Source organism: Cytophagaceae bacterium ABcell3, assembly GCA_030913385.1.
Lineage (GTDB): Bacteria > Bacteroidota > Bacteroidia > Cytophagales > Cytophagaceae > ABcell3.
This window is the reverse complement of record CP133159.1, coordinates 2896181-2909208: the sequence shown is the minus strand read 5'-3', so window position 1 is coordinate 2909208 and position 13028 is coordinate 2896181. Positions and strand designations below refer to the sequence as shown.

The 13028-nt window shown below is 38.3% G+C and carries 12 protein-coding genes; 2 read left to right on the top strand and 10 right to left on the bottom strand.

Features of this window, described 5'->3' with window-relative positions; translation table 11 throughout:
• Positions 1 to 101: 101 nt before the first annotated feature.
• From RCC89_11890 to RCC89_11880, 3 genes are all read right to left on the bottom strand, one after another.
• Positions 102 to 932: a hypothetical protein gene (locus RCC89_11890; GenBank protein ID WMJ73856.1), complete on the bottom strand. Its 831-nt coding sequence runs from the start codon at positions 930 to 932 to the stop codon at positions 102 to 104.
• Entirely contained in the window at positions 895 to 1512 is a 618-nt protein-coding gene (locus tag RCC89_11885; GenBank protein WMJ73855.1) for an ATP-binding protein, read from the bottom strand. Before RCC89_11885 ends, RCC89_11890 begins: the two co-directional genes overlap by 38 nt.
• A 568-nt stretch (positions 1513 to 2080) precedes the next feature.
• Positions 2081 to 2704: a DUF922 domain-containing protein gene (locus RCC89_11880; protein WMJ73854.1), complete on the bottom strand. Its 624-nt coding sequence runs from the start codon at positions 2702 to 2704 to the stop codon at positions 2081 to 2083.
• 182 nt (positions 2705 to 2886) lie between these two features.
• Between RCC89_11880 and RCC89_11875 the strand changes: the two genes are divergently transcribed.
• Positions 2887 to 4584, top strand: coding sequence for an amino acid permease (locus tag RCC89_11875; GenBank protein ID WMJ73853.1), 1698 nt, complete (start codon positions 2887 to 2889; stop codon positions 4582 to 4584).
• A 22-nt stretch (positions 4585 to 4606) separates the two neighbouring features.
• Here the strand turns inward: RCC89_11875 and RCC89_11870 are convergent, their stop codons facing one another.
• From RCC89_11870 to RCC89_11840, 7 genes are all read right to left on the bottom strand, one after another.
• Positions 4607 to 5095, bottom strand: a complete 489-nt coding sequence (locus RCC89_11870; GenBank protein WMJ73852.1) for a nucleoside 2-deoxyribosyltransferase — start codon at positions 5093 to 5095, stop codon at positions 4607 to 4609.
• Positions 5096 to 5118: 23 nt separating this feature from the next.
• Complete coding sequence (locus RCC89_11865) at positions 5119 to 5931, bottom strand: DUF1206 domain-containing protein (protein WMJ73851.1); 813 nt, start codon at positions 5929 to 5931, stop codon at positions 5119 to 5121.
• A gap of 275 nt (positions 5932 to 6206) precedes the next feature.
• A complete protein-coding gene (locus tag RCC89_11860; GenBank protein WMJ73850.1) occupies positions 6207 to 6656 on the bottom strand; it encodes a hypothetical protein in 450 nt (149 codons plus the stop codon).
• 835 nt (positions 6657 to 7491) lie between these two features.
• Positions 7492 to 8034: an ATP-dependent protease subunit HslV gene (gene hslV / locus RCC89_11855; protein WMJ73849.1), complete on the bottom strand. Its 543-nt coding sequence runs from the start codon at positions 8032 to 8034 to the stop codon at positions 7492 to 7494.
• 2 nt (positions 8035 to 8036) lie between these two features.
• Positions 8037 to 8486, bottom strand: a complete 450-nt coding sequence (locus tag RCC89_11850) for a hypothetical protein (protein WMJ73848.1) — start codon at positions 8484 to 8486, stop codon at positions 8037 to 8039.
• A gap of 67 nt (positions 8487 to 8553) precedes the next feature.
• Positions 8554 to 10155 carry a pyruvate dehydrogenase complex dihydrolipoamide acetyltransferase gene (locus tag RCC89_11845; protein WMJ73847.1) on the bottom strand — a complete coding sequence of 534 codons (1602 nt, stop codon included), beginning with the start codon at positions 10153 to 10155 and terminating at the stop codon, positions 8554 to 8556.
• Positions 10156 to 10348: 193 nt separating this feature from the next.
• Positions 10349 to 11386 carry a hypothetical protein gene (locus RCC89_11840; GenBank protein ID WMJ73846.1) on the bottom strand — a complete coding sequence of 346 codons (1038 nt, stop codon included), beginning with the start codon at positions 11384 to 11386 and terminating at the stop codon, positions 10349 to 10351.
• A gap of 510 nt (positions 11387 to 11896) precedes the next feature.
• Here RCC89_11840 and RCC89_11835 point away from each other — a divergent pair.
• Positions 11897 to 12883: an NAD(P)-dependent oxidoreductase gene (locus tag RCC89_11835; GenBank protein WMJ73845.1), complete on the top strand. Its 987-nt coding sequence runs from the start codon at positions 11897 to 11899 to the stop codon at positions 12881 to 12883.
• Positions 12884 to 13028 lie beyond the last annotated feature (145 nt).

Sequence of the window (13028 nt, the reverse complement as noted above, 5' to 3'; positions counted from 1 at the left end):
AACCGTAGTACATGCAGCTTTCTACCATGCATCGTAATTTCCTTGCAAATATCTACTACAAATCGATGAACCAGGTGATAACAAGCAAAAAAGGAAAAAATTTACTTAATATAGGTTTGGCTAAGAGAGAAATCATCAAAATCAATATATGTATCTAAACCACTTCCCCATGAACCATCATTACCGCCAAAAAAGGTACTAAAAAATATACCATTGATTTTAAGGTCTTCTGTCGACCGAAACAGCAAACCTTCTTCGCTATGCACCAGCTCCCCGTCAATCCAAATATTAACTTTCCCATCATGAACATTAGGGGTATTTAAAACTACTTGATGCTGTACGCTATGCCATTTGCCTGCTTCAAAAGTCCAATTACCTGCTCCAATAGGTGTCCCCCATTGTTCACTTTCCGGGGTATATAAATAAAGTTCGCCAACTCCATCCTCCCTCCACATATATCTAGTAGAAAAGCCATCGTAACCGGTGGGAATACTGCCTCCACTATTAGCTGTTCCTCCATAAAGTCCAGGCAACTTCCCTCCTTTTACAAAATCGAAGTCAGGGGAAAAGCGTACATTATATTTAAAAAATACAGAGTCCACGTTGCATAAGGCTGCAAGAAATTGCCCGCCTCCAACTGGCGCGCCCTCATTGACCGTCACATTGGGACTGGCCGAACCTTTGGGGTAAACAACATTCAACACTTGCCTATCTTCTATAGTTTTGATGCTTAAGTTTTCCATGCCCCACATTTTACTCTCTTGGATTCCCCAATGGTGTTCATTCATGCCATCAGCAAAATCACTTTTCCAAAAAACGTCGTTTGTGGACCGGTTTGAACACGAAGCAAACAATAGTATTAAAAAGAAAGTAAATGAAGATCTAATCATAAAGTCAATATATACAGTAGTACTCCAACTTCTCAGATGCATTAACCCGTATCACTTTCATTCGAATCATATTTACCAAAATACGACTGGCCTTCCATCTGGGAATATAGGCTAATTTACAAAATCCTTTTAAAGTAATCTGATTATTTTCTTCAAGATACTTTAACAGTATTTTTTCAGGAGTCCCAAAAGTAATGGTGGGAGATTTACCTTTACTTTCGTTTCGCATAACATCCAACATAATCTTACTGGCCATCAGGCACTGATCTTTAACCCTAATATAAGCCCACCACCTGCCATCACTGTCTTTTGCATAATGCGGTTTATTATGGCTTTCCGGAATTTCAGCTACCAATATGGTTTTACCATTAATGATCTCTTCACAAAATTCAACTTTTACAGGAGGCTTACATTCTAGGGCAGCCGCACCTTCCAACATATAACGCTCTTCCTCAGCCGTTGCTCCGACTACGGATCCATTATCCTTAACTCCAACTAAAATTTTCCCTCCATGGGTATTTGCAAAAGCAACCAAAGATTTGGCAATTTTTTTGGCGCTTGAGATTGTATGTTTAAAGTCAAGGGTTTCTCCTTCCCCTTCCCTTATAAGGTTTTTAACCATTACGGATATGTTAAAGCCAGCAATTATACTAAAAATTTAGTCCTTTAACCTGGATTATGCATTAGATTTCGTTATAAGGGGCAAAAGAAAGTTCTAATGCACATTTCAGGTTTAAATATAGAAATAGGGTTACCCACTTAGATATCTTATGTGTTATTAGCTTACTTAGGCTCGCTAAGTTACTTTTTACCTCGCCGGCAGGGCCTTACTTTTTTTCTTAGACAAAAAAAGTAAGCAAAAAAGTCAAGGCCTGTGATGAAATTTGCTAAACTTTATAACCATTACGCTATCCCGATAGCTATCGGGATGAAACTCACCCTCCTTGCGTCGGGCTCAAACAGCAAATTTTTTGGCCGCTTCATGCTTATAAAGTTCTTAACGCAATTTCATCAATGGCCACCTTATTTTCTAACAATGGCACATATCGCCATTTAAGAAAGGCAGTTTAAAGCATCAAAAAACTTATTACTTCCTAGAGACTTAAATGGTAATCCTATATAGAAATTCTTGTGATAGCTCTTTTCTCAACAAAAAAACCAGTATAAACTTATACTGGTTAGTAAAAATTCTAATGTAAGGCACAAATATGAGATTTGCACTGGGAATGGGAAGCCGTTTCCTGCTGTTCTTTTCCCTTTACAGTAACAGCCGATGACTTATAATCTTCCAGTTCATTAAGCTTCCGTTCCACCATTTCTTCCCACTCTTTTTGCTTTTCTTTATTTAGTCCATGCCTACATTCCTTATCGTAAAGCTTTTCCATTTTATTCCAGTCGGCAAAAACTTTGTCTACTGTAGTTTTGAATTCTTCCTTAGAAAGCGCCACCCCAACATCACTGAATTTTTTCCTAAGAATACGTCCGTGTAATTCTGTAATATCAAAATGTAACTGTTCATGGGCAAGCACCCTTTGAGATTTACTCCTGGTCCAGGACTTGTTAGTTTTGAATGAGCATTTAACGGTATAGGTAACATCCTTTCCGGTCTTGAAGCTTTTCACACTGATATCACTACAGGTCATAGCAGCAAATTTATTCTGGGCAGGATCCCCTTGAAAATCGTCCCACTTCAACTTATAAGACTCCGACCACTCTATCATTTGCTCTGCATTATCATCGTTGGCAATGCCTTTATCCTTGTTAAGTGAAAACAAATTTGAAAATAATAGGAAGAAAAACAGAAATAACTTCATGAGCTAAAACTTTAATTTAAAATCAGTATATACAAGGTCTATTCACCGTAGGTAGTTCCTTGTTTTTAGGGTTAGAGAATTACCTACATGTAAGATAAAGCAGGTACTTTTTCACTTGCAAAGTGTATTTAACTATATTGCAGACATAAAAAGGCATTTCATAAGCCCTAAGTCAGGTAAGAATGAACAGAGAGTTTTACAAAAAACTGACAAAGAAAAAAGACATCAGCCAAACACTGGAAATCCATCAAAAGCTGCGCAGCGAAAAAAAGCTAAGCAGAAATTTGACATTTAAAGACCTTACGTCTTTCGGTATTGCAGCCATTATAGGAGCTGGGATTTTTAGTACGATTGGCAATGCAAGTGCAGCGGGTGGCCCCGCAGTAAGTCTGTTATTTGTTTTTACGGCCATAGCCTGTCTGTTTTCAGCTCTTTGCTATGCAGAATTTGCGTCTGGTATTCCGTTGGCAGGAAGTGCATATACCTATGCTTATGTGTCATTTGGGGAGTTTGTAGCATGGATCATTGGTTGGGACCTGATAATGGAATATGCTATAGGCAATATAGCTGTTGCTATTTCATGGTCTGACTATTTCACCAATTTGATGAAAGGGATAGGGATAAATATTCCCCATTGGTTGTCCATGGATTATTTAAGCGCCATAAACGGGTATGAAAGTGTTGTGCAGAAATTGGAAGCTGGTGTGCTTTGGGAGAACCTGCTATTAACCGAACGAGCTGCCTATATGGCGTGGACTAGCGCCCCCCAAATAAGTGGAACCCCTCTTATTGCAGATGTTCCAGCCCTGTTGATTGTTATCCTGATTACCACGTTGGTATACACCGGCATCAAGGAGACCAAAAGAACGGCCAATCTCATGGTAGTTTTTAAGTTAGGCATTATTTTAATGGTAATTATTGTTGGTGCTTTTTATGTAAACCCTGACAACTGGTCCCCCTTTGCCCCTGAAGGCTTGAGAGGTGTCCTTTCTGGGGTATCTGCTGTATTTTTTGCCTATATAGGTTTTGATGCAATTTCCACTACGGCAGAGGAATCGAAAAATCCGCAAAGAGACCTACCACTTTCAATGATAGTTTCCCTAATTATCTGTACTGCTTTATATGTGACTATTTCTTTTGTTTTAACAGGAATGGTTAATTATAAAGAATTAGGTGTGGGAGATCCACTCGCATTTGTATTTGACAAAGTGGGCTTGTCTTTTATTTCTGGAATCGTTGCTTTTGGTGCCATTATTGCCATGACCGGCGTTTTACTAGTTTTTCAAATGGGGCAACCTAGAATATGGATGAGCATGAGTCGTGATGGGTTGCTTCCTCCTGTATTTTCAAAAATACACCCAAGATTCCATACCCCGTCTTTTGCTACTATTGTTACAGGGCTAATCGTAGCCATCCCTGCACTGTTTATGAACCTAACCCAAGTAACTGATTTAACAAGTATAGGCACTTTATTTGCATTTGCGGTAGTTTGTGGAGGAGTACTGGTACGGAAAGCTGCCCCTAAAAAAGATCAATTCAAAATACCCTATTTAAACAGTAGGGTCTTTATACCTATATTTTTGGCTACCTTTCTACTTCTTTTGGCTCTATGGCCAGATATTTTTTACCCTGACCATTATATCAATGCTTTTCTGGCTCCAGTAGATAACCTGTTACATATATTTTTCATTTTGTTTGCCACAGCCCTCTCCATTACTGCCGTATATAAAAAACTATCCTTAATTCCGGTATTGGGTTTAATTATAAATGTTTACTTAATGTCAGAATTAGGTTTGGACAACTGGATTAGGTTCCTTGTATGGCTGGCCGCAGGTTTAGTGGTTTACTCTTTATACGGCTTTAGGAGACGGACCACATAGGCCAGATTGCACCCAAAACGAGCTATTCTAGGTGATTTAAACACTCTTCAAAAGAAGTGTAAATTTTACCCCCAATAGCTTCAACTGCATTGCTAATCATAAGATTGACACAGCTACCAAAGTCTTCTATTTCTGTATAATCTGGCTGTTTACTCATGTCAAACATCCGAGAAGTAATGGTTGGCAAATCTAAATCAACACAAGTGGTATAAGCCAATATTTTTTTCCCTTTTGCATAACAGTAGCCTATTTCAAAAGCAGTACCATCATCCATGCAAGCACCACGAAAAGGTTCAATATTGGCAATGATAACATCGGCCTTGTCCATCATGTTAATGTTTCCTTTAAAGATAGAAGCGGAAATAATCTTTCTATCTTTGCTCATATCTACTTCATTATCGAGCGGAATTAAGGCTTCATGACCATGTGCCTCACAGGCTACTTTCATCCGTTCAAAATGAGCTTTTGCATTTCCTCTAAAAACATCAGGTCCGGCTAAGTAAATTTTCATAATATTAATTCTTAATCAATAGATTATCCACGACGAAAACTATAATATACAGCAGAAACATACATAAATGCGCCATAACATATGGTACCAATAGCGACCAGTACCAGAAACACACTACCTATTACCCCTCCCCCTATAAAATCAAAAGCTGAATCGGTGTCACCTACTGCCCCGGGTTCTCCTTGTACTGCTGCGTATACTATCAGGTATCCTATAACCAATAAAATAAGCCCCCTGGCAAAATAACCAGTGTGCGCTAAAAACTGTATGATGGACCGCTTTTTATCGGAAAGATGCTCTATAGCTAGCCTAGGGTTATGATCTCCCTGAATGACATATTTAAATTGTACCAACCCTGCCAAACCAACTATTACACCAACAGCACCAACAAGCCAAGCGCCTGCTGTCCAGTTTAACACTTCGGCTACCATGATCTGTTGCTCTTCTTCTCCATTTTCTTGTCTTTCCCCAAACAGTATTTCAGCAGAAGAAAAAGCAATCAATGCATATCCACTGGCACTTAAAGCAATACCGATACGTCTGGCTAATCCTTTTGCATCATTTCCAAATTTATAAGGATCTGTTATGGCTTCAAAGACCCTCCAGATAATATATCCCAACAAACCGATAATAAGTGCTCCAATAATAACTTCCCCTAAAGGTATTTCCATTATTCGGTCCATAATACGTTCCTCATCGGCAGCATCTTCTGCTGTTTCTCCTAAAAAAGACAACAGAGCCATTATCCCTACAAGAACATACACGGTACCAATAGAAAAGCATCCAAATCTTGCAAGCTTTTTTACAACCGGTTTATAATTATTGTTTACGACCATTAACCGGAAAACCCTGCTTTTGGGTAATTGTTTCAATTCATCTAACAAATATACCAACGGGTAATAATTAGAGCGTACGTAAAAATTCAAATTTGGAATTAGAAGTAAAAGTAAAGATTTGTTTAAGTATTGGTGAAAGGAGCTTGTAAAAAAGTACTATAAAAAACAAAGCTTGATTAAATAGTTTTCACCTAAAGCCCATCCGGTCTTACACACTTGCATCTTTTCTACATACCTAATTCATTTTGAGAAAGAAAAAATAATAGCTAAATGTGTTAATTAAAGATCTTTATAGGATTGTTACCTGATGTATTGTTAGGTGTAAATGGCAAAGAGATATTAGACTCATTGTTAACCTTAAAATGACTCAGCCAAAAAATCGCTTCTTCATGATCAGTGAAAACCTTTGAAGGAATTGAAGGCGGGTTGATATTTACATAGAAATTCCCTATGATTTTCTGTACAGGCGAGTGAATAAATAAAGCACAAGCCAATAAACCTTTACAAGATTCATCATCAGCAAGGTAAAGGCGTGCATCCCTATCCATGCTTCCTAGAACTCCACAATCAATTAATACGGGAAAAGCATTATCTTTTATAAACAGTTTGCGCTCATGCACCATATGTTTAGCAAAGTCCAAATCAATAGACTCAACATTTTTAAGTATCACATGGAGAATGCCCTCCTGGATACGTATAGCTTGAAAGTCGTTTTCAAAAGACATACAACCCTAAATCACATTTGATTTAAAATACAATATACTCGATTTTCATATACCAAAAAAAACAAAAAGCCAGAAGGCGCATCGAAGTCTATCAACCAAACATTTCTATAGATTGAACGAATAAAGAAAAACACCTTACTGTACAGAAAGCCTATATAAGCAACCAACATATGTGTAAACTACATACAAAAGGAGATTTAAATAACACTTTTGAACCCATGGTTGCTCTTTAAAATATTTAAAAATAGGGTTACCCATTTAGATATCTGATGCTTTATTAGCTTACATAGGCTAGCTAAGTTACTTTTTGCCTCGCCGGCAAGGCCTTACTTTTTTTCTTGGACAAAAAAAGTAAGCAAAAAAGTCAAGGCCTGTGATGAAATTTGCTAAACTTTATAACCATTACGCTATCCCGATAGCTATCGGGATGAAACTCACCCTCCTTGCGTCGGGCTCAGACAGCAAATTTTTTGGCCGCTCCATGGTTATAAAGTTCTTTACGCAATTTCATCAATGGCCGTCTTATTGTCTAACTATGGCACGTACCGTCACTTAAGGAAGACCGTTTAAAGCATTTTATCATGCAAAAAACTTATTACTTCTAGAGACTTAAATGGGTAATCCTATTTAAAAATATAACAACGAACGGATCCTACAGATGTTGAAATTAACTATAAAAATTTGGGTTAGATACCACCCACTCACAAAAAAAGCCGACAAAAGCCGGCTATATTATTTTCAAAAACTAAAATAAGTTTCAACACTCAACACCTAAAAAACAGCCATTCTTTCGCATTTGCTGTTTCTTGCGTCTATTTATCAAATATAGATAAAACTACTGGCTTAGGGTCTCTATAATAATGTTATGATTGGTGTAAATACATGTATCAGCAGCTATATGGAGTGCCTCCCTAACCATTTCTTCTGCCGAAAGGTGCGGAGCATGTTTCTTCAAAGCTATGGCTGCGGATTGGGCATACATACTACCAGATCCTATAGAAGCAATTTCTTTATCTGGCTCTAAAACATCGCCAGTACCTGAAATTACCAGTAATTCATCTTTGTTAGCAGTGATCATCATTGCTTCCAGCTTCCTAAGATAACGGTCTGTACGCCAATCTTTGGCCAGCTCAATGGCCGCACGTTTCATATTGCCACCGTAAGCACTTAGCTTTTCATCAAGTCGCTCCAGTAAAGAAAATGCATCAGCGGTCGACCCGGCGAAACCAGTCACGATCTTACCGTCTGCAAGTTTTCTAAGTTTTTTAACATTGCTCTTTGCAACAGTGTTTCCCATAGTAGCCTGTCCATCGGCTCCTATAGCCACCTGTCCATTATGGATGATGGCCAATACTGTAGTTGATTTGATTTCTATCATAATTAGTTATTGTCCTCTACTCTACTGAAAAAATATCTTAACCTACGCCTATCGTTCCAAATAAGCGTATCTTCTGCCAAACGTTCAATTTGATAAGATTTTTCTACTACCCTATTTAGTTGTTTTTCCCTCAACCTCAACATGCTCCTATCTTGGTCATTCTCTTGTACAGTTGTCATCTCCCAACTGCCCCGCATAATCACAAGATCCTCGTCACCTTGTCTTTCTACTATTTTATCAAGTGTATACGTACCATCAGGACTGAATATGTAAACCTCTTCTTGTTCTGGTTGTAAAGTATCAGGAGCAACATTTGTGTCTGCTGGCATGGTATACATCTCACGTAGTTGCCAAGCTCCCAAAATCACCCTGTCTTCCCTTCGGCAAGAAGAAAATATAAGTAAAGCAGATAATAATAAAAGTAAAAGAGAACTATAAAAAGTGTCCTTCATAAAAAACCATTTTAATTATTAACAAAAAAGCCTCTCAATTGTTAGAGAGGCTTTAAAGCTATATAATTTAAACGAGGATACGTACTGGATCCTCCAACAGACCTTTCAGCGTTTTAAGGAAAGCTGCACCATTAGCACCGTCCACAGCCCTATGGTCACATGACAAGGTTACTTTCATAACATTTCCAGGGACCACTTGGCCATTTTTCACTACAGGGGTTTCTTTAATACCACCTACAGCTAATATACATGCATTTGGTGGGTTAATAATCGCTGTAAATTCTTCTACACCAAACATACCAAGGTTTGAAATAGTAAATGTGCTACCTTCGTAATCAGAAGGTTGAAGTTTGTTAGCTTTTGCTTTTCCAGCAAAATCTTTTACTTCAGCAGCGATATGAGAGAATGATTTGTTATCAGCGAATTTAACAACAGGGATATAAAGTGCTTCGCCCACAGCCATAGCCACACCAATGTGGATGTGGTTATTTTTCCGCATCTTATCATCAAGCCAAGAAACATTAACGCTAGGGTTTTGTCTTAAAGCGGCAGCCACTGCTTTAATTACCATATCGTTGAATGAAATTTTAACTGGAGAAATGGCATTAAGGCTAGTTCTAGCTTCAATGGCTTTGTCCATGTTAATTTCCATAGTCACGTAGAAATGAGGGGCTGTAAACTTACTGTCCGAAACCCTACGGCCGATAGCTTTTCTCATTTGAGAAACAGGTACATCTTCAAAGCTTTCCTGACCTACTACAGGAGGCAATACAACACCTTGCTCGGCTTTTCCTGTTGCCTCTGGTTTTGCAGATGGTTGATAAGACTCAACATCCCTTCTGACAATTCTACCATGCTCTCCACTTCCTTGAACATCAGCTAGGTTTATACCTTTTTCTTTTGCAAGTTTTTTAGCCAGAGGGGAAGCTTTTATTCTTCCATCAGCAGTAGATTTAGAAGCGGCAGGCTTTTCTTGTTTGGCAGGCTCGGAAGAAGGCTGGCTCTTTGGTTCTGCCTTTTCTTTCTTCTTAGGAGCAGATTCTTTTTTGAGAAGTGCTTCATAGTTAGCCCCTTTTTCACCTACAATAGCAATGATACCATCAACAGGGACTGAATCTCCTTCTTTTACCCCGATATATAAAAGTGTACCATCTTCATAAGACTCAAGTTCCATAGTAGCCTTGTCCGTAGCAACTTCAGCTAAAAGGTCTCCCGACTGTACACTATCTCCCTCTTTTTTATGCCATGCAACAATGGTACCTTCTGTCATGGTATCACTCATTTTTGGCATTCTGATAACTTCCGCTTCAATATCAGAAGTATCAATGTCTTCTTCAGAACCATCGTCATCTTGATCTTCACTTTCAGACGAATCGCCATTTGACGATGATCCATTTTTAATAGATTCTAGAAGACCTTCAATGTTCTCCCCTTCTTCTCCAATAACAGCAAGTACCCCATCTACAGGAACTGCTTCTTTTTCACTAACACCAATGTAAAGCAAAGTGCCTTCGTCATAACTTTCAAGCTCCATTGTAGCCTTGTCTGTTTCCACCTCTGCCAGAACATCACCGGACTTTACTTTATCACCTACTTTTTTATGCCATGCAGCGATAACCCCTTCCGTCATTGTATCGCTCATCTTAGGCATTTTGATTACTTCGGCCATTTCGTCTGTTTATTTTTTTGTTTATGAAAATAAAAGATATAAAACAATTAATTGTAATATTCTTAGAAATACCGCAAAAACATACGGTTTTCTAAGGCAATATTAGTTCAGGAGCTTCAAATTTAAAAATAAAATGCAAAATTAGAAGCCTCCGACCATCAAAAACAATCAGTAATTGTCCTGAGCGCATTGATTAATCCCAGTCATCTCCCCAATCATCACCCCAGTCGTAATCATCCTCTGGCTCGGAATAAGGTTCAATATCCTCCTCATAACCATCATCATAGTTTTGATCTTCTTCTAACTCTTCTTCAAGCTCTTCCTCAAGCTCTTCCTCAATTTCAGGCTCTGGCTCAGGTGAAGGTTCTCTTTGATCTTCCAATGGGTCTCCTGAGCGAGAAGGTTGCTCTTCTTCCCTACCACCTTCTTCCCTACCGCCTTCTTCTCTATCTCCATTGCTTTCTCTGGAAGGCGCAGGAGGAGGCAAAGCTTTCCTTCTTTTCCGTTTCTTCCTAAATGCTGGTGGGTCTGGGGTAAATTGCAGTTTCAAGCTGAACAATGCATATCCATCATTTCCGGCCAAATCGCCACGCTCACTCACATCATCCAAATGGTCAGTAAAAGTAAACCTATAAGACGCTTCAGCTAAGATGCTTATTTTGGGAGAAACATAAAATGAAACACCCAAACCAGCAGGAATCACCAATGTCCCCCCAGGATAGTTCCGTTCTCCATCTTCATATTCAATCATATCAGGAGAAGGTTCGGTATACCAAGATTCAGGATTATAGCTCAAAAAACCTACACCTGTAAAAATATAAGGCTTACTAAACCTAGGCGGGCGACTCCTGTCCCGGGCCACACGAACGGCATCATCTATAATAAAAAATTTAGCAATTCCTGTCACCTCCCAATTTTGAGACTCAAAATTTAGGTTTCTGTAATCATGTTCATCTTCTGCCCTTAACGTAAACCATGTAAATTCACCACCAAACATCACCCTTGGCCAAATCCGATAATGAGCACCAATATTGGCATTGTACCCCATCGTATTTAAACCTAGGTTATGGGACAAATCGCCACGGTAAGCAGAAATTCCACCACCAGCAGTAATGTTAAAATAACGATAATAGTAGCTATCAAAAAAACCAGAATACTCCAGTTGATGCTGCCCCTTTACAGTTTGAAAACAGCTAAACACTGTCAATATCAAAAAGAAAATCTTTTTCATCAGTTTTTTGGACGTTTTTAAACAAGCAAATTACACATATCCGCCCCTTTTACAAAATCGCTACCTCAAAAATAAACTTTTTTTGTGTTTAGAAAGACTAAAGGACTTCCTTAACTTAGTTTATAAAATAAGGTTTGGTTTGAATGCATGAAACCTCAAATAACTATTTAATTTTAAAACAATTAGCATCAGAGAAACAAGCCAATGAAGTGAATACCATATAAAAAGAACCTTAGTGCGTGTATTGGGCTTACAAAACAGGAAAACTAGTAACCTAAAGTAACGTAATAAATAGAGGCACATAACTCTTTTGGAAATATAGGGTTAAACCTGAAATATGCATTAGAACTTTCTATTGCGTGGCAAAATAACTTCAAATGAGGCGCTCCGCTCCCATTTGGTTTTTAACCATAGAACCATTATGCTTTGCAAAACCAAATACGCTGATTTTTTTATCCTTTTGCCCCTCTTAACGAAATCTAATGCATAATCCAAGTTAAAAAATTATCTATGAAAGTAATTGTGTTTAATACCCAGCTTTACGAATTACCTTTTTTGAAAGGGGCCCTGCATAATCATGAAGTAAATTATGTGGAAGAGCCTCTAAGCATAGAAAGTGCAGCAAATATTGACAACACCTATGCCATTTCCATATCAGGAGAAGCGCTGGACAAACCAATGCTAAACAAACTGGTGGAAAAAGGAGTCAAACATGTGGCCCTAAGAATTGCCGGACTTGACAGAATAGACACCCGTTATGCTTCCAAAGTTGGCATTACCATAGCGCATGTGCCAGACTACTCCCCCTTTGCCGTTGCAGAACATGCTATGATGCTTTTACTTGCACTTAATAGAAAGCTTTTAAGGGCAAACACTAAAGTGAGAGAATATGACTTTACGCTCAATGACCTTGTGGGGACAGACTTGCACGGCAAAACTGCCGGAATAGTTGGACTAGGAAGGACTGGTCAGGCAATGGCAAGTATTTTGAATGGATTTGGTTGCAGAATATTAGGATATAACAGATCGGAAAAACCTGACCTTACTGAAAAGTACCAAGTGGAGTTTTGTACATTAGAAAAATTGTGCAAAGAGTCAGACTTCATCTCATTACATTTACCTTATAATAAACACACACACTACATAATTAACAAAAAAACTATAGCCTTGATGAAAAAAGGTGTTTTACTGGTCAATACAGCCCGAGGACAGCTAGTCAATATACAAGACGCAATCGATGAAATAGTCAATGAACACATAGGCGGGTTAGGACTAGATGTTTATGAAAACGAAATTGGTCTGTTTTTTCAGGACCACTCCAATGCGATCCTTAAAGACGAAACATTTGCAAGGCTTCTGTCATTTAAAAATGTCATTATTACTGGGCATATGGCTTTTCTTACCCGAGAGGCTTTATCAAATATCGCTCAAACTACTGCTTTTACATTAGACTGTTGGGAAAAAGGAGTAACTTCAAAGTACGAAGTTAAAATTTAAACTGAGTTATAGGGTAAATTTTTCGGAGCTTGCAAAGACGTAATACAGCAACAAAGTAATTTACTTCCATAAAAAAAATTAAGACCCAAATAGCGGAATGCCATATTCAGAAAAAATTTAATAAAATTTAAAAACTATTGGAACA

Coding starts and splice junctions, on each gene's coding strand:
- RCC89_11890 (WMJ73856.1), bottom strand. CDS start 932: ATGCATCTGAGAAGTTGGAGTACTACTGTATATATTGACTTTATGATT.
- RCC89_11885 (WMJ73855.1), bottom strand. CDS start 1,512: ATGGTTAAAAACCTTATAAGGGAAGGGGAAGGAGAAACCCTTGACTTT.
- RCC89_11880 (WMJ73854.1), bottom strand. CDS start 2,704: ATGAAGTTATTTCTGTTTTTCTTCCTATTATTTTCAAATTTGTTTTCA.
- RCC89_11875 (WMJ73853.1), top strand. CDS start 2,887: ATGAACAGAGAGTTTTACAAAAAACTGACAAAGAAAAAAGACATCAGC.
- RCC89_11870 (WMJ73852.1), bottom strand. CDS start 5,095: ATGAAAATTTACTTAGCCGGACCTGATGTTTTTAGAGGAAATGCAAAA.
- RCC89_11865 (WMJ73851.1), bottom strand. CDS start 5,931: ATGGTCGTAAACAATAATTATAAACCGGTTGTAAAAAAGCTTGCAAGA.
- RCC89_11860 (WMJ73850.1), bottom strand. CDS start 6,656: ATGTCTTTTGAAAACGACTTTCAAGCTATACGTATCCAGGAGGGCATT.
- hslV (WMJ73849.1), bottom strand. CDS start 8,034: ATGATAGAAATCAAATCAACTACAGTATTGGCCATCATCCATAATGGA.
- RCC89_11850 (WMJ73848.1), bottom strand. CDS start 8,486: ATGAAGGACACTTTTTATAGTTCTCTTTTACTTTTATTATTATCTGCT.
- RCC89_11845 (WMJ73847.1), bottom strand. CDS start 10,155: ATGGCCGAAGTAATCAAAATGCCTAAGATGAGCGATACAATGACGGAA.
- RCC89_11840 (WMJ73846.1), bottom strand. CDS start 11,386: ATGAAAAAGATTTTCTTTTTGATATTGACAGTGTTTAGCTGTTTTCAA.
- RCC89_11835 (WMJ73845.1), top strand. CDS start 11,897: ATGAAAGTAATTGTGTTTAATACCCAGCTTTACGAATTACCTTTTTTG.